Below are 19817 nucleotides of genomic sequence, written 5' to 3'. Positions count from 1 at the left end.
GCATGACATGGCACGGACCGACGTTTCGCATATCCGACGGGGAACACATCGACGGGGCCTGGTGCCTCGTATGGCGCAGGTACGACCGGGCCGACGAGCTCTACCCCGAGCACCTCTTCGTCTACGCGGACGGCCGGATCAGCCTCGGCCGGTCCAAGGCGACCGACCTGGCCGGGCTGGGGAAGCTGCTGGCTTCCGGGAAGATCGCACTGGACCGGCCGGACACCCGGGAGCGGCCCGCCGATCCGTCGAAGTGGGAGTCCCGCAGTCCGGAGCGGCGGACCGACGAGAGTTTCCTCCGGGAGGTCGCCGACGAGATCGTGCGGCTGGCCGGCCGGCCCACGGCCGCCGACCGGCTCCGGGAGGCCGTCCGGGCCTACCAGCGGGAGACGACCGAGACCAACCGGGCCCTGCTCCGGGAGGCCTATCTCGCCGTCCCGGCCCACCTGCGGATCTACGTCCTGGGTGACATGGACCGCCAGGACCGGCCGCTCCGGATCCTCACGACGGACATCGGGCAGGCCGTCGACGGGGACGGGCCGGTGGTGACGGAAGAGCTGCACCAGGGCGCCCGCGACTACTTCGCCCAATGCGACGAGGCCGTCGGGCAGGCCGAGGAGCGGCGGGCCGTCCGGTACGCCGACGAACCCGCCGGAGTGCCCCGTCCCCCGGTCGTCCTCAACGAGGTCGTGCATCCGAACGGACGGCCCGCCGAACTCGGCGCCTTCGTCCTGCGCAACGACTACGAGTCCCCCGTCACGTACGGGAGCCGGACCTACCCGACCGTGCTCCACGGGTACTGGGCCCTCTCCGCGGCCGAACCCGCCGACCACGACCGGATCCGCGCCTGCGCGACGGCGCGCGAGGCGCAGGACACGGGCGGACGGGCGGCGCGGCGTACGGACTGGCCGGCCGTGCGGCTCGCGGTCATGGCCGGGCTCCTGCGGGCCAAGTTCGACCAGCACCCCCGGCTCGCCGAGATCCTGCTCGCCACGGGGGAGGCGGGCATCCTCTACACCGGCATCTCCGAAGCCCCCTTCTGGCGCGCGGACGGCCCCCGCAGCGGCCAGAACTGGGCGGGCCGCCTGCTGGAGCTGGTCCGGTCCGAACTGCGCGCCGCGCGTCGGGGCTAGGTCTCAGCCGGATGCCGCCCGCACCGCCGAGACGGCCTTGCGGGCGGCTACCAGGACCGGGTCCCAGACCGGGGAGAAGGGCGGGGCGTAGCCCAGGTCCAGGGATACGACCTGATCCACCGTCATTCCGGCCGTCAAGGCCACCGCCGCGATGTCCACCCGCTTCGCGGAGCCCGCGCCGCCGACGATCTGGACGCCGAGCAGCCGGCCCGTGCGCCGTTCCGCCAGCATCTTGACCGTCATGTCCGCGGCCGTCGGGTAGTAGCCCGCCGTCGTCGTCGAGCTGATCGTCGCCGTGACGAACCGCAGGCCCGCCGCCAGGGCGTCCTTCTCGCGCAGGCCCGTACGGGCGATCTCCAGGTCGCAGACCTTGCTCACCGCCGTGCCCACCACCCCCGGGAACGTGGCGTAGCCGCCGCCCACGCCCGAACCGATCACCTGGCCGTGCTTGTTGGCGTGCGTGCCCAGCGGGATGTGCCGCATCCGGCCCGCCACCAGGTCCAGGACCTCCACGCAGTCGCCGCCCGACCAGATGTTCTCGTGGCCCCGGACCCGCATCGAGAGGTCCGTCAGGACGCCGCCGGACTCGCCGAGCGGCAGCCCCGCCGTGCGGGCCAGCGCCGTACGGGGCTCCACGCCGATGCCGAGGACGACCACGTCGGCCGGGTATTCCCCGCCTTCCGCCGTGGCCACCGCCCGGACCCCGCCCCGATCGTCCGTGAGGATCTTCGTGACCTCCGCCCCGGACACCGTACGGATCCCCATCCGGTTCATCGCCGCGTGCACCAGAGCGCCCATGTCCGGATCCAGGGTCGCCATCGGCTGCTGCCCGCGGTGCAGGACCGTGACCTCGTACCCCCGAGCGACCAGCGCCTCCGCCATCTCCACGCCGATGTAGCCCGCGCCGACGACGACCGCCCTGCGGCCCTCCGCACGCTCCGGCCCCTCGGTCAATTCCAGAGAGGCCATCAGCCGCTGGCCGTCGTCCAGGGTCTGGACGCCGTGCACCCCGTGCGCGCCGATCCCGGGCAGCCGGGGCCGGATCGGCCGGGCTCCCGTGGCCAGGACGAGCTTGTCGTAGCCCGTCCAGGATTCGGATCCGGATTCCAGATCGCGGGCCCGGACCCGGCCCCCGGCCACGTCGAGCTCCACCACCTCCGTGCGCATGCGCAGGTCGATGTCCCGGGCGCGGTGCTCCTCGGGCGTACGGGCGATCAGCCGGTCCCGCCCGGAGACCTGGCCACCGATCCAGTACGGGATCCCGCACGCCGAGTACGAGGTGAAGTGCCCGCGCTCGAAGGCCACGATCTCCAGCTCCGCCGGGCCCTTCAGCCGCCGGGCCTGTGACGCGGCGGACATCCCCGCCGCGTCGCCGCCGACCACCACCAGTCGTTCCGTCGCCATCGTCCGTCCCGTCCTCCGCACCGCCGTCTCGTACCGAACACGCTACGGCCGAATGCGTGTTCAGTCCTGGACGTGGGTCTTTTCCGTCGGGTCCGCGGACCGCGCCCCCGGTACGGCCGGGACCTTCTCCGGCGTCAGCCCCGCCTTCGGCTTCGCCGGGCGCAGCCGCCGGTACGCGCGCAAGCACAGCAGCACCAGCACGGCCGTCACCGCGAACGGCAGCAGGACCGCGACCACCAGGGTCAGGTACCGCACGATCGTCGTGAAGACGTTCCAACCGCCGCTCAGGGCGCCCAGGAAGGTCGGCTCCTCGTCCTTCGGCTTGTCCGCCGCCTTGGGGGCCGGTTCCGAGACCTCCATCGTGATCGTGCCCATCGAGGTCTGGTCCTTCAGCGCCGTCTGCTGCGCGAGCAGCGACTCCAGGTCCGACTGGCGCTTGCTCAGCTCGCTCTCCAGCATCACCACGTCACCGAGCGCCGAGGCCTTGTCCATCATCTCCCGCACCCGGGCCACGCTCGCCTGCTGCGACTTGACGCGGCTGTCGACGTCCGCGACCTTCTCGGTCACGTCCTGCGCGTCGACCTTGCGGCTGAGCAGCTTCCCGCTGCCCTCCATCGCGCCGAGCACCGCGTCGAAGCGGTCGCCCGGCACGCGCAGGGTCAGCGTGGACGTCATCCGGCCGTCCTCGCCGCGCTTGGTGGACTCGTTGCCCACGTACCCACCCGCGCCCTCCGCCGCCGTACGTGCCGCGGCCAGGGCCTTCTGCGCGTCCGTCGTCTCGAGGGCGAGCGTGGCCGTACGGATGACGTGCGGGCGTACGGCAGCCGGCTGCTGCCCGTTCTTGGCCGCATCGGAGCCCGAGGTCCCCGCGGCCGCCGGGGGAGCCGCCGCTGCCGCCCCCGGCTTGCCCCGGGCCGCGCCCTCCGGGGCGCCGGCCGCGGCCTTGTCGGCCGAGGCCGAGCCGGCGCCGTCCTGGCCGGCGCCGCACCCGGTGAGCGCGAGCGCTCCGGCCAGGGACAGGGCGGCCAGGGTGGCCGCGCCGCGGTGTCTCACAGCGGTGACTCTCTTGCTGGTGCGCATCGGTGGTACCCCCCGAGGATCGGCTGATGTCGCCGTTGTGACGTACAGGGTCCCGTCCCGGGTTTCGCTCCGGCGGTCCCGAGCCGATCCCGATGCGGTCACGGTCCGGCCTCGGTGATCGGCCGGTGAACGGTCTGAGACGATGTGTCCATGCACGAAGTGGACATGCGTACGGACGGCGCGGCAGGCGCGGCGGCGGCCCCGGCCGGACACGCCGTCGTCGTCGGCGGTGGCATCGCCGGCCTCGCCGCGGCCCACCGGCTGCTCGCCGACGGCCTGCGCGTCACGCTCCTGGAGGCCGGGCCGCGGCTCGGCGGCAAGCTGCTCGCCGGCGAGCTCGCCGGCGCACCCGTCGACCTCGGCGCCGAGTCCGTGCTCGCCCGCCGCCCCGAAGCCCTGGAACTGGCCCGGGCCGTGGGCCTCGCCGAAGCCCTCCAGCCGCCCGCCACCGCCACCGCCCACCTGTGGACCCGCGGTGCGCTGCGGCCCATGCCGCGCGGCCACGTCATGGGCGTCCCCGGCGACCTGGCCCCGCTCGCCGCCTCCGGGGTGCTCTCCGCCGAAGGCCTGGCCCGGATCGAGGCCGAACGCGAGCTGCCGCCCGCGGAGATCGGCGAGGACGTGGCCGTCGGCGAGTACGTCGCCGCCCGCCTCGGGCACGAGGTCGTCGACCGCCTGGTGGAGCCCCTCCTCGGCGGGGTCTACGCCGGCAACGCCTACCGCATCTCCATGCGGGCCGCCGTCCCGCAGCTCTTCGAGGCCGCCCGTACGCACGCCTCGCTGGGCGACGGCGTACGCGAACTCCAGCAGCGGGCCGCGCAGCAGCCCCAGCAGGCCGGTCCCGTCTTCTTCGGCATCGACGGCGGCATCGGACGGCTCCCGCAGGCCGTGGCCGAGGCATGCAGGGCGGCGGGGGCGCGGATCAGCACCGGTACCGCCGTGCGCGGGCTCCAGCGCAGCGCCGGAGGCTGGAGGGTCGTCACCGACGCGGAGGTGCTCGACGCCGACGCCGTGGTCCTGGCCGTCCCGGCCGGGCCCGCCGCCCGGCTGCTGGACGGGCTCGCGCCGGCCGCGGCCGGCGAGCTGCGGTCCGTCGAGTACGCCTCGATGGCCCTGGTGACGATGGCCTTCCGGCGCTCCGAGCTGCCCGCCGCGATCACCGAGGGCGGCGCCAGCGGATTCCTCGTACCGCCCGTCGACGGCCGGACGATCAAGGCCTCCACCTTCTCCAGCAACAAGTGGGCCTGGGCGGGAGCCGACCCCGATCTCTTCCTGCTGCGCACCTCGGTCGGCCGGTACGGCGACGAGGGCGACCTGGGGCGCGAGGACTCCGAGCTGGTCGAGGTCTCGCTGCGCGACCTCGGCGAGGCCGTGGGCCTCGCGGCCCGGCCGGTCGCCTCCACCGTCACCCGCTGGGACGGCGGCCTGCCCCAGTACCCGGTCGGCCACCTCGCCCGCGTGGCCCGGATCCGCGGCGCCGTCGCGGCCCTGCCGGGCCTCGCGGTGTGCGGGGCGCTGTACGACGGCGTGGGCATCCCGGCGTGCATCGCGAGCGCCGGCAGGGCGGCCGACGTGGTGATGGCCACGTTGGGCACCCCTGGCACCGACCACTGATCAGCACACGGGACAATGGACACATGACTGCACCAGAGAAGATTCCCAACGCGGGGAAGAAGGCGAAGGACCTCAACGAGGTCATCCGCTACACCCTGTGGTCCGTCTTCAAGCTGAAGGACGTCCTGCCCGAGGACCGCACCGGCTACGCCGACGAGGTCCAGGAGCTGTTCGACCAGCTGGCCGCCAAGGACATCACCGTCCGCGGCACCTATGACGTCTCCGGCCTGCGCGCCGACGCGGACATCATGATCTGGTGGCACGCCGAGACCTCGGACGAGCTGCAGACCGCGTACAACCTGTTCCGCCGCACCAAGCTCGGCCGCGCGCTGGAGCCGGTGTGGTCGAACATGGCCCTGCACCGCCCGGCCGAGTTCAACAAGTCGCACATCCCGGCCTTCCTGGCCGACGAGGTCGCGCGCGACTACGTCAGCGTCTACCCGTTCGTGCGCTCGTACGACTGGTACCTGCTGCCCGACGAGGACCGCCGGCGCATGCTCGCGGACCACGGCAAGATGGCCCGCGGCTACCCCGACGTCCGCGCCAACACGGTCGCCTCCTTCTCGCTGGGCGACTACGAGTGGATGCTGGCCTTCGAGGCCGACGAGCTGTACCGCATCGTCGACCTCATGCGTCACCTGCGTGCCTCCGAGGCCCGTATGCACGTCCGTGAAGAAGTGCCCTTCTACACCGGACGCCGCAAGTCCGTCGCCGATCTGGTGGCCGGGCTCGCCTGATACCTCCCCTGGGGGGAAGGAACCGGAGTACTGCTCTCTTGACTGGGGAGCGGCCTCCGGTGGATCGGGAGGCTGGTCCGGATGACGGCCTGACCCCCGAAACGACGCAGCCGGAGATCCCGCCCGGAAGTTCAGACGACTGGCGGCAGCAGAGCCCTGGGTACCTTCCCGGGGGTTCGTGCTGCCCGGTCGTCCAGCGACACCGGTGCGGGCTCCGGATGCGGCGCACACGTGACACGCCACCCCGAGGTGTCACCTGTCAGCAAGTACCGCTCCACGTGACGGTTCACGCAGCCATTGCGTCCGCCGAACACTCCGTGGGCGCCGGCCCCCTCCTCCGTGACCAGCGCGGCCCCGCTGCCGAGCCGCCGCTGCAGCTCCAGCGCGCCCGGGTACGGGGTCGCCCCGTCCCGCTCCGCCGCGACGACCAGCGTGCGGGGGATCACCGCCGGCTGCGCGCCGACCGCCACCGGCTGCTGCCGCTCGCCGGCCGGCCAGTACGCGCACGGCAGGTTCAGGAAGGCGTTGGCCCAGGTCTCGAAGGGCGCCCGGCGCGCCAGTTCGGTGTTGTCGCGGTCCCAGGTCTCCCACTCGGCGGGCCAGGCGGCGTCGTTGCACAGCACCGCCGTGTACACCGCCCGCGCGTTCTCGCGCGCGGCCGCCGACTCCGGCTCCGGGTGCGCCTGTTCGGCCAGCGGGCCCGGATCGCCGGCCAGGAAGGCGCTGAGCGCGGCGGCCCGCTCCGGCCACACGTCGTCGTAGTACGCGGCTTGCAGGAAGGCGGCCTGGAGCTCACCGGTGCCGACGGTCTCGTCCGCCGGAGTGCGCGCCACCGCGTCCCGCACGCGCTCGTAGCTCGCCTGCACGGCCGCCGGGGTGGCGCCGAGCCGGTACGTGGAGTGGTGCCGGGCCGCCCAGGCGCGGAAGTCGAACCAGCGGCGCTCGAACCCCGGTGCCTGGTCGAGGTTGTCGAGGTACCAGATGCGGCGCGGGTCCGGGTCGACCGCGGAGTCGAGGACCATCCGGCGGACGCGGCCGGGGTGGAGCGTGGCGTACACGGCACCCAGGTAGGTGCCGTACGAGGCGCCCATGAAGGTCAGCTTCTCCTCGCCGAGCGCGGCGCGGAGCACGTGCAGGTCGCGGACGTTGTCGAGGGTCGAGTAATACGGCAGGGCCGCGCCGGCCCGCTGCGCGCAGCCGCGGGCGTAGGCCCGGGCGGCGGCGATGCGCTGCTGCTTGTACGCGGCGGAGGGCTCCGCCGGGACCTGGGTGGGGCCCTTGGCCCGGACGGCCGGGTCCTCGCAGGACAGCGGGGCGGAACGGCCGACTCCGCGCGGGGCGTAGCCGACGAGGTCGTAGGCGGCGCCGATGCGCTCCCACTCGGGGAGGTCGCCGAGGAGCGGGAAGAACATCCCGGAGGCGCCGGGGCCGCCGGGGTTGTAGACGAGCGCACCCTGGCGCGCGGCGCCGCCGAGGCCGGTGGCGGCGACCCGGCTCACGGTGAGGGAGATCTGCGGCCCGTCGGGCCGGGCGTAGTCGAGCGGAACCCGCAGGCTCGCGCACTGCACGGTGGAGGGCAACTCCTCGACGGAGGCACAGCGGCGGAAGCGGAGCCCGGAGGCCCCGGAGGCTTCGGCGGCGCGGCGGGCGGCGAGTTCGGCGCCGGCGTTCGCGGCGGCCGTCCTCGCGGCGGAGCCGGCGCTTTCGGTGGCTTCCCTCGCCGCGGGGCCGACGGTGTCCGGGCCGGGGGCGGTCGCCCGGGCGGGTGGGGACGGAGTCCAGAGGGTGAGGGAGAGCACCGCCGCGGCGACTCCGCAGCGGGCGAGCGGAGTCTGCATCACGGGCCGCCTTCATCTCTTCGGATGAACCGATGAGATGCGCTGGCCGGGGCCCTGTACAGGATCACCGCCGGGTGTCGGCCGGATTCCCCCCGTTGCCCGGGCCGATGCCGCCCGTAGGGCGGGATCGGCCCGGGCGAGGCGCCCGGTCAGGAACTGCTGCTGCCGCAGCTCGAACCGGACGAACTGCTGCAGCTCGAACTGCTGGAACAACTGGAGCTGCTGCTCGCGCAGCTGCTGCCCGACGAGGACCCGCAGCCGGAGCCCGAGCCCGAGGAACAGCTCGCCCCCGACCCCGGGGAGCCACAGCCGGATCCGGTGGACCCGCAGCCGGCCCCGGAGCCTCCCCCGCCGTCGCTGCTGCCCGCGCACCACACGACGGGCAGGACCGCGGCGGAAGACCCGCAGGAGTCCGACGAGGACGAGGGCGAGGACGAGGAGGACGAGCCGCGGGGCGCGGAGCGCGACTGCGCGGCCGCCAGCCTGGTACTACGCGCGGCGGGCACCAACTGCTCCCGCAGGTACGGGTCCCGCAGGCCGCGCAGCCCGTGCAGGGCGGTCTGCACGTGCGGGGTCTGGTCGTTCAGGTACTGCGTGCGGATCTCGCGCAGCGCCGCCCGCCCCGCCGGGGTGAGCCGCTGCCTGGCCCGGGCCGCAAGGGCGCAGCCCATGACGATTCCGCCTGCCAGCGCAGGGAACACCTTGATGGCGAACGGCACCTGCGGGCCGGAGTCGAGCGCCAGCGCCACGAAGGTGAGGGGCAGCGAGAACACCACCCACACCGCGCACACCACGACCTGGATCAGCGCCCACCGCCGCCATTTCCGCCCCGAGCCGGGCGCCGCGAGCAGCCCGCGGGCGGCCAGAGCGTCGCCGGTCTCCTGGATGGCGGGGTCGACCATGGCGGCGTACCGCACCTGGTAGAGCCAGCCGGACGGGGCCTGCCGAAGGGCCTCGAGCACGGCCCGCTCCGCGGTGTCGCCGGCCCGCGCCCCGGAGCGTACCCGGACGATCCCGGGACCGCCGACCACCAGCCGGCCGTCCCCGAGCATCGAGACGAGCGCGGAGTCCACGACCGCGCCGGGGCCGCCGGCCATGAACGCGGCCTCGGACAGGTCGTGCAGGCGCGGTGCCGGACCGGCCGACGGCGGGCGGGAGCGCCGGAGGCCGCGGAGCAGCAGGACGGTGGAGACGACGACGGCGATCCAGATCGCTACGGCGAGTACGTTCATGCCGCACGCCCCACGAGGGTCCGGGCCCAGCGCACGATCCGGCGCGGCGGCCGCGCCCCGACCCGGTCCCGCCACCAGGAGGTGAGCCGGCGCCGGGCCACGGGGTCGGCGGGCAGGTCCTGGATCAGCAGGTGCTCGGCGAAGTCAAGGGCGTCGCGCCGGTATCCGGCGGTCATGGGCCGGTTGCGGGCGTACGCGAGGAAGGCCTCGCGGTACGGGTCCTCACCGCCCAGGATCCCGGGCAGCTCGGGCGCGAGCTTCGCGACGACCCCGGCCCGCTTGGCGGCCAGCGCCCGCGCCTGCACCCGTACGCGCTGCCGGTCGAACCCTTCGGGCACGGGCGTCCCGCCCACCAGCGCCGACAGCAGCGCCGCCTGCTCCAGCCCGATGCGCGTCCGGGCCCGCTCCAGCCCTTCCCCGTCCGCCTGCGGCGCGCTTTCCGGCCCCGCCGGCGTTCGAGGCGCGGGGTCCGGGGCGGAGTCCCGGGCGGGGGTCCCTCCCGGACGGAGTCCGGGGGAGGAGGAAGGGCGGGCAGGGGGCAGCCCCGCAGGGTCCAGTACCTGACGGATCGCGGCCAGTTCCCGCGCCAGTTCGGCTTCGGCCGGGAAGTCGTCGTCCCGCTCCAGCAGCACCCCCGCCGGCTCCACCCGCTTGCGCAGCTCCGCCAGGATGTCCAGCACCACCGCCGGCACCGGATGCGCATGCGTGTCGTGCCACACCCCGCCCCGCTCCACGCCCCCGGCGACGTGCACGTAGGCGAGCGCCTCCAGCGGGATCGCGTCCAGCACGGCGAACGGGTCCTCGCCCCGGTTCACCCGGTTCGTGTGCAGGTTGGCGACGTCGATCAGCAGCCGGACCCCCGTCCGCTCCACCAGCTCCGTCAGGAACTGCCCCTCCGTCAGCTCCTCCCCGGGCCACGAGATCAGCGCGGCGATGTTCTCCAGCGCCAGCGGCACCGGCAGCGCGTCCTGCGCGATCCGGACGTTCTCGCACAGCACGTCCAGCGCGTCCCGCGTCCGCTGCACGGGCAGCAGGTGCCCCGCCTCCAGCGCCGGCGAGGCCGTCCGTACGAACGCGATGTGCTCGGTGACCAGCGGCGCCCCCAGCGCCACCGCCCGCTCCCCGAGCGCGGCCAGCTTCTGCGCGTCGGGCCGCTCGGCGCCGCCGATCCCCAGCGAGACCCCGTGCGGTACGACGCGCACGCCGCGCTCGCGCAGCCGCAGCAGTGACGCTGGCAGGTGGCCGGGGCAGATGTTCTCGGCCACCACCTCGACCCAGTCCAGCCCCGGCAGCCGCTCCACCGCGTCAGCGATCTCCGGCCGCCATCCGATGCCCACCCCCAGGTGCGCCATGGTCTTCATGTCCCCTCGCCCCCCCTCATCGGTCGTGTGCCGATGTCATCGCCCCGACGGAGTCAGGCCAACCGCACCAAGGGACGTTCAGAGCAACATTTGAGGTTCCGGGTCAGCGCGAAACTCCGCCGGCGAGCCGCGCCCGCAGCGCCGGATGGTCCGCGACCACCGTCGCCGAACCGGGTGCGATCTCCGTGAATCCGGCATCCCGGACCACCGGCAGCCCGCTCCCGCTCAGCTCCGCCCACCGCTCGCGCGCTGCCGTCCGTACGGCCAGCCGGAAACCGGAGTCCTGCCAGGCGGTGCGCTCGGGGGCGGTCAGCTCCCACCACGCCAGCTGCGCCGCGTGCCCGGCCTGGGCCATCGCCTTGCCGGCGGACATCTCCAGGTCCGGGTTGAGCCACAGCACCGGAATCCCCGGGGCGGCCGGAGCGACCGGCTCCGGGTCGTCCAGGTCGGTTCCCGAGACCTGGAGCTTCGCGAGCTCCTTGGGCCAGCCGTCCAACGGCACGGGCGGGAATACCCGTACCTCCGACATGTCACCGTGCACCGTGACGCCGGGCAGGGTGCCGGCCTTGCGCCACTCGGCACCGCGCGCCCGCCGCACCACCTTCCGGATCCGCGCGTCCTGCCAGTCCCGGACCGCCTCGGCCCACTCGCCCTCGCCGTGCGCCCGCTCGTCCGTCAGCAGGACCAGCACCGCCCGGGCCGCCGTCTCCAGCGCGTCCGTCCGGGCGGGCGGCTCGGCCTTCTCGATCCGCACCACCAGGGGCAGGACGAACTGCGGTGCCTCGTCGCGGACGACGTGCTCCTGCCGGAACGGGCTGTCCGCCCCGACTGCGGGTACGTCCGAAGTGTGGTTCTGGTGCTGGCTGCTCATCCCGCCAAGGATGCCAGCCTCCAACCTGAGGATGATGCCGCGGGGTCCTGGGCCGGGTGAGGATCGGGGTCATGAAGAGCGATCTTTTTGCGTCCGAGAACCTGGCCCAGCCCGCCGCTGCTCCGGGCATGACCCTGCAGAACGCCAAGTCCGTGAAGTACACCGTCAACGGTGAAATGCTGGCCCGTCAGGGCTCGATGGTCGCCTTCCGGGGGAACCTCCAGTTCGAGCGCAAGGGCCAGGGCATAGGCGGCATGCTCAAGCGCGCCGTCACCGGCGAGGGCCTCGCGCTGATGTCCGTACGCGGGCAGGGCGAGGCCTGGTTCGCGCACCAGGGCGGCCAGTGCTTCGTCATCGACTTCGAACCCGGCGACTCGCTGACCATCAACGGCCGCAACGTGCTCTGCTTCGACCCCACGCTCTCGTACGAGATAAAGATGGTGAAGGGCGCCGGCATGACCGGCGGCGGCCTCTTCAACAGCCTCTTCACCGGTACCGGCAAGCTCGCCGTGGTCTGTGACGGCCACCCGATCATCATCCCGGTCACGGCGCAGAACCCCGTGTACGTGGACACCGACGCGGTGGTCGGCTGGAGCGCCCAGCTGGAGACGGGCCTGCACCGTTCCCAGTCGGTCGGCTCGATGATCCGCGGCGGCTCCGGCGAGGCCGTCCAGCTGATGCTGCGCGGCGAGGGCTTCGTCATCGTCCGCCCCAGCGAGGTGACCGAGACGACGGCGGCCCACTGAAACTCGACCGCGTGGGCCGCCGCTACGGAGTGCGGCGGCCCTGGGTGCTGCGCGGGGTCGACTTGGACCTGCCGCCCGGTGCGCTCGTCCGCGTCGAAGGCCGCAACGGCGGCGGCAAGTCCACCCTGCTGCGGATCGTCGCGGGGATCGACACCCCGTCCGAGGGGCGGATCACCGGGCGCCCGCGCCGGACGTCCTACGTGCCCGAGCGCTTCCCGGCGGCGCTGCCGCTCACCGCGACGGCCTACCTGACCCACATGGGCCGGGTGCACGGGCTGGCACGCGCCGAGGCGGCGGACCGGACCGCCGAGTGGCTGGAGCGGTTCGGCGCGGCCGGGTACGCGCGCACCCCGCTGGCCGAACTCTCCGAGGGCAGCAGCCGGAAGGTGGCCGTCGCCCAAGCCCTGCTCGCCGAGCCCGGGCTGCTCGTCCTGGACGAAGCCTGGACCGGGCTCGACACCGCCGCGCGTGCCGAGCTGGACCGGGCCGTCGCCGAGCGGACCGCCGCCTGGGGCACCGTGGTCTTCGTCGACCACGAACCGGCGCGGCTCGCCGGATCGGCCGATGCGCACCACCGCGTCGAGGGGGCCGCGCTGATCCCCGTGCGGGAGCCTGCCGACGCAGGGCCGTACGTACGGATCGAGGCGGCCGGGCCGCCCGGCGCCGAGCCGCCCGCGGGCCTGGCCGCCGCGCCCGCGCCCGGCGGGGGCCTGCTGCTGACGGTGCCCGCCGCCCGGTCCGACGCCGTGCTGCGCGAGCTGCTCACCGCGCCCGCGCCCTGGCACATCAGAGCCGTGGAGGAACTGCCGTGACCGGCCTGCTGCGTTAGCAGTGCTGCTGCTGCGCTCCCAGCGCTGGATCGGCCCGCTGCTGCTGTACGCCGCCTTCCTGGCCGCGGGGGTGCGGCCGGGCGATCCGCTGCTGGACTCGCTGGGCTTCGCGGCCGCCGGACTGGTACCGATCACGGCCTGGCCGGTCCGGCTCTGTGTGACCAACGAGCCCGCCGCCGCCCGCGACTGCGCGGCCGCCGCGGCCGGTCCCGTACGGGTGCACGCGGCGGCCCTGCTCGTCGCGCTGCTCGCCGGGGCCGGGGGCACGGTGGCGGTGCTGCTGATCGGCAACCCCGGGCGCAGGGTGGAACCGGAGGACGCCGCCCTGGCCGGGGTACTGGCGGTCCTCGCGTGCGCGCTGACCGGGGCGGCCGTGGGGGCGTTGTGCAGCCGGCCGCTGCTGCGGTCGACGGGGCTCGCGGTCCTCGCGGGCGGCCTGGGCTCGCTGCTGGCGTGGGGCATCGCCGGCTCCCCGGCGCGCAGCGCGGTGACCGCGCTGGTGGAGGGTTCCCGGGTGGAGGCCGTGACGCTGCCGCTGGCGGCCTTCGCGGGGTCGCTGGTGCTGGCCTGCGGGGCGGGTGCGGTGGCCTGCCTCGTCAGCGCGCGCCGGGGCTGAGTACGCTCGTGGGCATGGACGAAATGGACCTGCAGGCCGAGGCCGAGTCGTACTGCCCCGCCCCGGCGGCGCCGGCCGGACGGGTGGCCGGGCGGGTGGCCGGGCCGCCGTACGCCGACTGCCTGGAGTGCGGCAAGCCCACCGAATACGGGGTCGCGACGCCGGGCGTGGTGCTGTGTCCGGTGTGCGAGTGGCAGGACGCGCAGCGCACCGCCTGCTCCGGCTAAGGCTGTCCCGCAATCCCCGGTGGATCGGCGCGAGGTGCCGCAGCCGGCGTCGTGCGCCCGCCGGGGATTAGGGGACGGCCCTTGGGCGCGGCCTACTTCCCGATGAGCTCGGACACCTTCACGAAGCGGTAGCCGCGCTTGCGCAGCTCCGGGACGATCTTACGGATGGCCTCCTCGGTGACGGGGGCGGCGCTGCGCGTGCAGTGCATGACCACCACCGAGCCGGGCTTCACCCCGGCGAGGACCTGCTCGGCCACCGCGTCGGGGTCCTTGGCGAAGGCGTCCCCGCTGACCACGTCCCACTGGACGGCCGTGACCTTGGCCGTGGACACGGCGCGCAGCGCCTGGTCGTCGTAGCAGCCGCCCGGGAAGCGGAAGTACGGGACGGTGTTGACCGCGCCGGCCGTGCGGAAGGCGGCGAAGGCCCGGTCCACATCGGCCCGCGCGGCGGCGGCGTCGAGCGTGGGGAGCCCGTAGCAGGGCGACGTGAAGGCGTGGTGGCTGTACGAGTGGTTCGCGATCTCGAAGTTCGGGTCGGTGCCGATCGACTTGGCCTGGTCCGGGTACTCCTCGGCCCAGCGGCCGGTCATGAAGATCGTCGAGGGCACCTGCAGTTTGCGGAGGGTGGCGATCAGCTGCGGGTTGTCGAAATGCTCCCCGTCCGCGGCCCGCTTCCCCTGGTCGGAGGTCATGTCGGCGTCGAAGGTCAGCGCGACGGTCTTGTCGGTCTGCTGCTTCGCCCGCTCGAAGACGGGGGTCAGGCCGTTCGGGCCGGGCGCCAGGGTCGGGGCCTTGGCGGGCGGCGCGGTGGCGGCGGGGGAGGAGCCGGCTGCCTGCGGCGAGGCGGGGGAGGCGGGGGAGGCCGGCGGCGCGGAGGCCCCGGGGCTGCCCATACGGGCCTGGCTGCCGGAACCGGCACCGGAGCCGGAGGTGCCGCTGCCGCCTCCGCAGCCGGTGAGGGCGGTGCAGAGAGCGGCACTGAGGGCGGCCGCGACCGCCACATTGCGCACAGAAAGGGTCACGCAGGCAAAATATATGACCATCTGCAAAGCAGATCGCAGCGGCGCGGGGGCGGGCCCGTGAATCGCCCGCCCGCCACGCCCCTTCAGGTTTCGAGCAGCCGGGCGCGGCACGCCTCGACGTCGAAGCCGGCCTCGGGATAGCGCGGACCCAACTCCTCCAGGTGCTCCAGCAACAGCTTGCTGACCGCCCAGTTGCGGTACCACTTGCGGTCCGCGGGGACGACGTACCAGGGCGCGGCGTCGCTGGAGCAGCGTTCCAGGGCCAGCTCGTACGCGTGCCGGTACGCGGGCCACAGTCCGCGCTCGTCGATGTCGGCCGGGCTGAACTTCCAGTGCTTGCCGGGGTTGTCGAGCCGCTCGAGCAGCCGCTTGCGCTGCTCCTCGTAGCCGATGTGGAGGAGCACCTTCACGATGGTCACGCCGTCCGCCGCGAGGGATTCCTCGAACCGGTTGATCTGCGCGTAGCGGCGGTTCAGCTCGCTGCGCGACACCAGCTCGCGGACCCGGGCGATGAGGACGTCCTCGTAGTGCGAGCGGTCGAAGATGCCGATCTCGCCCGGCTGGGGGAGGGCCTGCTCGATGCGCCAGAGGAAGGGGTGGCTCCGCTCCTCGGGGGTGGGCGCCTTGAAGGCCCTGATACGGCAGCCCGAGGGGTTGAACAGGCCGATCACGTGTTTGACCGTGCCGCCCTTGCCGCTGGTGTCCGTGCCCTGGAGGACGAGCAGGACGCGGCGGCGGTCGCCGGCGGTGCTGGCCGCGTACAGCCGTTCCTGGAGCGAGGCGAGCGGCCCGGCCAGCTGCGCGGTGGCGGCCAGGCCCGCGGTCTTGCCGGCGGGGCCGCCGGGGGTCGCGGCGGGATCGAAGGCGCCGAGGTCGATGCGCTCGCCGGCGGGGACGCGGAGCAGCGGACGCAGCGGGGCGTCCGGGGCGGGGGGCTCGGCCCGCCCGGCCCGCTTCGGGGCCTTGCCGCGCTTCCCGTCCTTGTCGTTCTCGTCCTTCTTCTTGGTCTTCTTGGCCACCGCCACCGCCACCGCCACCTACGCCGATCCGGTCGATTCCCTCCGATCCTCCACCACATCGGACGGGGTCGCGAGGGCACGGCCGTTCAGCGCCAGGGGCCCGTCACGGCGAAGGTGGTCCCCGGCGTGTAGGCGTTGACGTACATCGTCCGTCCGTCCGGGGAGAAGGTGACCCCGGCGAACTCCCCCCACTCCGGGGCCCCGGGCCGGCCGATGTCGTCGGCGTTGCGGGCCATCGGGTAGACCTCGCCGGCCGGGGTGACGCCGAAGACGTACTGCGCCCCGCCGCCGTCCTCGCACACCATCAGGCCGCCGTCCGGGGCCAGGCAGATGTTGTCGGGGGAGTCCCCGGGCAGCTGGATGTCGGCGGCCGGGCCGAACAGCACGTCCAGGCGGATCGTGGCGCGCCGCGGGTCGTGGAACCACACCTGGCCGTGGTGGTCGGCGGCCGCGCCCTCGAGGGTGCGGGCGTAGCTGGAGACGAAGTGGACGCCGCCGTCACCCCAGTAGCAGCCCTCCAGCTTCTGCGCGTGGGTGATACCGCCCGGCCCGAAGTCCTGGAACCGGATCGGGGTGCCGGCCGCGGACGGGTCCGGTACGGGGACCCACTCGACGGGGAACTCGGCGCCGGGCTCCTTCACGACGGAGAGGTCCGGGACGCCGGGGACGCGCATGGCGTGGAGGGCGCCGCCGGCGCGGAGGGAGCCGGGGCCGCGGAGGGGCTGCGCGGGCAGGAACCGGTAGAAGAGCCCGAAGGGCTCGATGAAGGCGTCCTCGGTCTCGTAGACGGTCCCGCGGTGCGGGTCCACGGCGACGGCCTCGTGCGCGAAGCGGCCCATCGCGGTGAGCGGGACGGCGCCGGAGCGGTGCGGGTCGGCGGGGTCGACCTCGAAGACGTAGCCGTGGTCCTCGGTGTACCCGGAGGTCCCGGCCCGGTCCTCGGTCTCCTCGCAGCTGAGCCAGGTGTTCCAGGGGGTGCGGCCCCCCGCGCAGTTGACGGCGGTGCCGGCGAGGGCGACGCGCTCGGCGGTGACGCTGCCGCTCGGGTCGAGGTCGAGGAGGGTGCAGCCGCCGAGCGCGTGGGGGTCGTACGTGAGGCCGTCGACGGCGGGGACGCGGAGGGCTGCGGTGGTGCGGTTCTCGTGGTTGCGGACGAGGCGGACGCGGCCGGAGCCCGCGTCGAAGGCGGCCATGCCGTCGCAGTTGGCCGGTACGGTGCCCTCGCCGGAGCGGAGGGGGTCGCCGGCGCGGGAGATCACCCGGTAGCGGAACCCGGCGGGGAGATCGAGCAGCTTGTGCGGGTCCGGGAGCAGCGGCCCGTACCCCTGCCGGGGCGGGGTGGCCCGGGAACTCCCGGCGAAGAGGGCGCCGAGGGATCCGGTGAAGGCGATACCGATACCGATGCCGGTGCCGGCGGCGAGCAGGGTACGGCGGGTGACGGACATCGGCGGCTCCCGGGGCGAGGGGGTGACGGGGCCGTGGTACCACGCGGCCCCGCGCCCCGCGACCGGACGCGCCGGGCCGGGCCGCGGCGCCGCTGTCGGGAGCCGGCCCCCGAACCTCCGCGCCTCACACGCCGGCGGGGCGGGAACGGCGCCCCGCCGGGGCCGGCGTCAGATGAGCTCTGCGCTCAGGGTGATCGTCGTACCCGTCAGGGCCTGGCTGACCGGGCAGTTCTTCTTCGCGTCCTCCGCGGCCGCGGCGAAGCCCTCCGCGTCCAGGCCCGGGACCTCGGCGCGCACCGTCAGGTGGATGCCGGTGATGCCCTCACCCGGCTGGAAGGTCACATCGGCCTTGGTCTCCACCCGGGTGGGCGGGGTGCCGGCACCGTCCAGGCTGTGCGAGAGCGCCATCGAGTAGCAGCTGGAGTGCGCGGCGGCGATCAGCTCTTCCGGGCTGGTCTTGCCGTTCGCGGCCTCGGCGCGCGAGGGCCAGGAGACGTCGAACGAGCCCCGACCCGAGGAGTCGAGGGTGACGACACCGGCGCCCTTGAGCAGGTTGCCTTCCCAGTTGGTGTGCGCGGTACGCGTGGTGGCCATGGTGGATCCCTTCGGAGGAATTGGGAACGGCCGGACCGTCGCCCAAGGGGAACGGCCGGCGCCTCCAAACCTACTGGGACACCAGGGGTTTCGCGTCGCGTGCCAGTGCGGTGAGCCTCGAGATGGCCCGGAAGTACTTCTTGCGGTAGCCGCCGTTCAGCATTTCTTCACTGAAGAGCTTGTCGAAGGGGGCGCCCGATGCCAGGACCGGTATCTCGCGGTCGTACAACCGGTCCGCCAGGACCACGAGGCGCAGGGCCGTCGATTGGTCCGGGACCGGGCCGACGTCGGTCAGGCAGACCGCCGATATGCCGTCCGTGAGGGCGCCGTACCGGCTGGGGTGGACCCGGGCCAGGTGTTCGAGGAGGCCCGGGAAGTCGTCCAGGCTCGCGCCCTCGGTCGCGTACGCGGCCTTGGTGACCTGCTCGTCCGAGAACGGCGCCGGCGCCTCCGGCAGGCCGCGGTGGCGGTAGTCCTGGCCGTCGATGCGCAGGGGGCGGAAGTGTGCCGAGAGTCCCTGGATCTCCCGCAGGAAGTCCGCGGCGGCGAACCGGCCCTCGCCGAGCTTGCCGGGCAGGGTGTTGGAGGTGGCGGCGAGTGCCACGCCCTGCTCGACGAGACGGCTGAGCAGCGAGGAGACGAGAACGGTGTCACCCGGGTCGTCCAGCTCGAACTCGTCGATGCACAGGAGGCGGTGGCCGCCCAGGGTCTGGACGGTCTGCTGGAAGCCGAGCGCGCCCACCAGGTTGGTCAGCTCCACGAAGGTGCCGAAGGCCTTCAGTGCGGGCTCGGCCGGGGTGGCGTGCCAGAGGGAGGCCAGCAGGTGGGTCTTGCCGACGCCGTAGCCGCCGTCCAGGTAGACCCCGCGCGGGGCGGTCGCGGCCGGGGCCTTCTTCGCGAACCAGCGGCGCTTGCCGCCGCCGCTCGCGTGGGCTCCGCCCAGCCCGGCGGCGAAGCCGCTGAGCACGGTGACGGCCTCGGACTGGCTCGGCTGTCCGGGGTCCGGGTTGTACGTGTCGAAGCGCACCGAGTCGAAGCGGGGCGGCGGCACCATCTCGGCCACCAGCCGTTCGGCGGGCACCCGCGGCTCGCGGGCGCACAGGGCCTGCGGGCCGACGTCGGCCGGGCCGGCTATCGGGGGTCGCCCGTAGGTGGATCCGGAGGTGGAGAGTGATGTTGACACAGCTCTTAACTCTACGGGGCGTGGCACACTGCACCGATGCGACGCCTGTTCCCTGTGACCGATCAGACACCAGCCGATCAGACACCGGCCCGCGCGGCCAGCGCGGACCGCGGTGACCGCGAGTGGTCGCTGGACGAGCTGGCGGATGCGTACGCGTACCCGGAGCTCGGCCCGGAGGGCCACTGGCTGCGGGCCAACATGGTCTCCACCCTGGACGGCGCGGCCCAGCACGACGGGCGCTCGCAGCCGATCTCCGGCGAGACCGACATGCGGATCTTCGGCACCCTGCGGGCGCTGGCCGATGTGGTGGTCGTCGGAGCCGAAACGGTTCGCCAGGAGGGTTACCGCCCGGCCCGGGCCCGGGAGGCCTTCGCGGCCCGGCGCGCGGCCGCCGGACAGGGGCCCGCGGCCGCCATCGCGGTGGTCACGGCCAGCCTCGACCTGGACTTCTCTCTTCCCCTCTTCACCTCTCCCCTGGTGCCCACCCTCGTGGTGACCGGGGCGGCCGCGCCCGCCGACCGGGTGGCCGCGGCCGTCAAGGCCGGGGCCGAGGTCGTGGTGGCCGGCAGCGGGGCCGGCGCGGATCCGGCCCGGGTGGTGCGGGAGCTCGCGGACCGGGGGCTGCGCCGCCAGCTCACCGAGGGCGGCCCCCGGCTGCTGGGGCAGTTCGTGGCCGCCGACGCGCTGGACGAGCTGTGCCTGACGATCTCGCCGATGCTGGCGGCGGGCGGCGCCCAGCGCATCTCGGGTGGGCCCTCGGTCGCCGTGCCGCACCGGCTGGCGCCCGCCTCCGTACTGGAGGAGGCCGGGTTCCTGTTCACGAGCTACCGTCGGATCTGAGCAAGGGGCGGAATTTCTTGTTCCG

19 protein-coding genes are annotated in these 19817 nt (G+C 74.1%); 8 read left to right on the top strand and 11 right to left on the bottom strand.

Features of this window, described 5'->3' with window-relative positions; genetic code table 11:
- Positions 1–2 precede the first annotated feature (2 nt).
- A complete protein-coding gene (locus tag ACZ5WG_RS31425) occupies positions 3–1133 on the top strand; it encodes an NADAR family protein (RefSeq protein WP_468727649.1) in 1131 nt (376 codons plus the stop codon).
- A gap of 3 nt (positions 1134–1136) precedes the next feature.
- On the opposite strand, the gene ACZ5WG_RS31420 is transcribed toward ACZ5WG_RS31425, so the two are convergent.
- Both ACZ5WG_RS31420 and ACZ5WG_RS31415 read right to left on the bottom strand, forming a co-directional pair.
- On the bottom strand, positions 1137–2537 hold the full coding sequence (locus ACZ5WG_RS31420; protein ID WP_468727648.1) for an FAD-dependent oxidoreductase: 1401 nt from the start codon (positions 2535–2537) through the stop codon (positions 1137–1139).
- Positions 2538–2597: 60 nt separating this feature from the next.
- Positions 2598–3590, bottom strand: coding sequence for a DUF4349 domain-containing protein (locus ACZ5WG_RS31415; RefSeq protein WP_468727647.1), 993 nt, complete (start codon positions 3588–3590; stop codon positions 2598–2600).
- Between the two features lie 177 nt (positions 3591–3767).
- On the opposite strand from ACZ5WG_RS31415, the gene hemG reads away from it, so the two are divergent.
- Positions 3768–5231, top strand: coding sequence for a protoporphyrinogen oxidase (hemG, locus tag ACZ5WG_RS31410; protein ID WP_468727646.1), 1464 nt, complete (start codon positions 3768–3770; stop codon positions 5229–5231).
- Positions 5232–5254: 23 nt separating this feature from the next.
- A complete protein-coding gene (gene hemQ / locus ACZ5WG_RS31405) occupies positions 5255–5968 on the top strand; it encodes a hydrogen peroxide-dependent heme synthase (protein WP_053788392.1) in 714 nt (237 codons plus the stop codon).
- 131 nt (positions 5969–6099) lie between these two features.
- On the opposite strand, the gene ACZ5WG_RS31400 is transcribed toward hemQ, so the two are convergent.
- The 4 genes from ACZ5WG_RS31400 to ACZ5WG_RS31385 all read right to left on the bottom strand — a co-directional run bounded on the left by ACZ5WG_RS31400 (position 6100) and on the right by ACZ5WG_RS31385 (position 11270).
- Positions 6100–7806, bottom strand: coding sequence for an alpha/beta hydrolase (locus ACZ5WG_RS31400; RefSeq protein WP_468727645.1), 1707 nt, complete (start codon positions 7804–7806; stop codon positions 6100–6102).
- 149 nt (positions 7807–7955) lie between these two features.
- Positions 7956–9038: a TIGR04222 domain-containing membrane protein gene (locus ACZ5WG_RS31395; protein WP_468727644.1), complete on the bottom strand. Its 1083-nt coding sequence runs from the start codon at positions 9036–9038 to the stop codon at positions 7956–7958.
- Positions 9035–10399: a multinuclear nonheme iron-dependent oxidase gene (locus ACZ5WG_RS31390; protein WP_468727643.1), complete on the bottom strand. Its 1365-nt coding sequence runs from the start codon at positions 10397–10399 to the stop codon at positions 9035–9037. Before ACZ5WG_RS31390 ends, ACZ5WG_RS31395 begins: the two co-directional genes overlap by 4 nt.
- A 103-nt stretch (positions 10400–10502) precedes the next feature.
- Positions 10503–11270 (bottom strand): aminoacyl-tRNA hydrolase, encoded by a 768-nt coding sequence (locus ACZ5WG_RS31385; protein WP_468727642.1) that lies wholly within the window; start codon positions 11268–11270, stop codon positions 10503–10505.
- A 71-nt stretch (positions 11271–11341) separates the two neighbouring features.
- Here ACZ5WG_RS31385 and ACZ5WG_RS31380 point away from each other — a divergent pair, with 71 nt between their 5' ends.
- From ACZ5WG_RS31380 to ACZ5WG_RS31365, 4 genes are read left to right on the top strand one after another with little or no spacing between them, the layout of a single operon-like run.
- Positions 11342–12016 (top strand): AIM24 family protein, encoded by a 675-nt coding sequence (locus tag ACZ5WG_RS31380; RefSeq protein ID WP_468727641.1) that lies wholly within the window; start codon positions 11342–11344, stop codon positions 12014–12016.
- On the top strand, positions 12013–12828 hold the full coding sequence (locus ACZ5WG_RS31375; protein WP_468727782.1) for an ABC transporter ATP-binding protein: 816 nt from the start codon (positions 12013–12015) through the stop codon (positions 12826–12828). Before ACZ5WG_RS31380 ends, ACZ5WG_RS31375 begins: the two co-directional genes overlap by 4 nt.
- Positions 12829–12847: 19 nt before the next feature.
- Positions 12848–13462 carry an ABC transporter gene (locus ACZ5WG_RS31370; RefSeq protein WP_468727640.1) on the top strand — a complete coding sequence of 205 codons (615 nt, stop codon included), beginning with the start codon at positions 12848–12850 and terminating at the stop codon, positions 13460–13462.
- 14 nt (positions 13463–13476) lie between these two features.
- Positions 13477–13689: a hypothetical protein gene (locus tag ACZ5WG_RS31365; protein ID WP_468727638.1), complete on the top strand. Its 213-nt coding sequence runs from the start codon at positions 13477–13479 to the stop codon at positions 13687–13689.
- A 92-nt stretch (positions 13690–13781) separates the two neighbouring features.
- Here the strand turns inward: ACZ5WG_RS31365 and ACZ5WG_RS31360 are convergent, their stop codons facing one another.
- The 5 genes from ACZ5WG_RS31360 to zapE form a co-directional block, all read right to left on the bottom strand.
- Positions 13782–14711: a polysaccharide deacetylase family protein gene (locus ACZ5WG_RS31360; RefSeq protein ID WP_468727637.1), complete on the bottom strand. Its 930-nt coding sequence runs from the start codon at positions 14709–14711 to the stop codon at positions 13782–13784.
- Positions 14712–14794: 83 nt separating this feature from the next.
- Positions 14795–15625 carry a PPK2 family polyphosphate kinase gene (locus ACZ5WG_RS31355; RefSeq protein ID WP_468727781.1) on the bottom strand — a complete coding sequence of 277 codons (831 nt, stop codon included), beginning with the start codon at positions 15623–15625 and terminating at the stop codon, positions 14795–14797.
- A gap of 191 nt (positions 15626–15816) precedes the next feature.
- Complete coding sequence (locus ACZ5WG_RS31350) at positions 15817–17175, bottom strand: alkaline phosphatase PhoX (RefSeq protein WP_468727635.1); 1359 nt, start codon at positions 17173–17175, stop codon at positions 15817–15819.
- Positions 17176–17343: 168 nt separating this feature from the next.
- The gene (locus ACZ5WG_RS31345; RefSeq protein ID WP_468727633.1) at positions 17344–17769 is read right to left on the bottom strand and encodes an OsmC family protein; all 426 of its coding nucleotides are present in this window, start codon (positions 17767–17769) and stop codon (positions 17344–17346) included.
- A gap of 70 nt (positions 17770–17839) precedes the next feature.
- Complete coding sequence (gene zapE, locus ACZ5WG_RS31340) at positions 17840–18904, bottom strand: cell division protein ZapE (RefSeq protein ID WP_468727780.1); 1065 nt, start codon at positions 18902–18904, stop codon at positions 17840–17842.
- A gap of 84 nt (positions 18905–18988) precedes the next feature.
- Between zapE and ACZ5WG_RS31335 the strand changes: the two genes are divergently transcribed.
- The gene (locus ACZ5WG_RS31335) at positions 18989–19792 is read left to right on the top strand and encodes a pyrimidine reductase family protein (RefSeq protein WP_468727632.1); all 804 of its coding nucleotides are present in this window, start codon (positions 18989–18991) and stop codon (positions 19790–19792) included.
- The last annotated feature ends 25 nt before the right edge of the window (positions 19793–19817 follow it).

The organism is Streptomyces sp. NPDC032745 (genome assembly GCF_055579465.1).
This window is presented reverse-complemented; position numbering and strand designations above follow the sequence as displayed.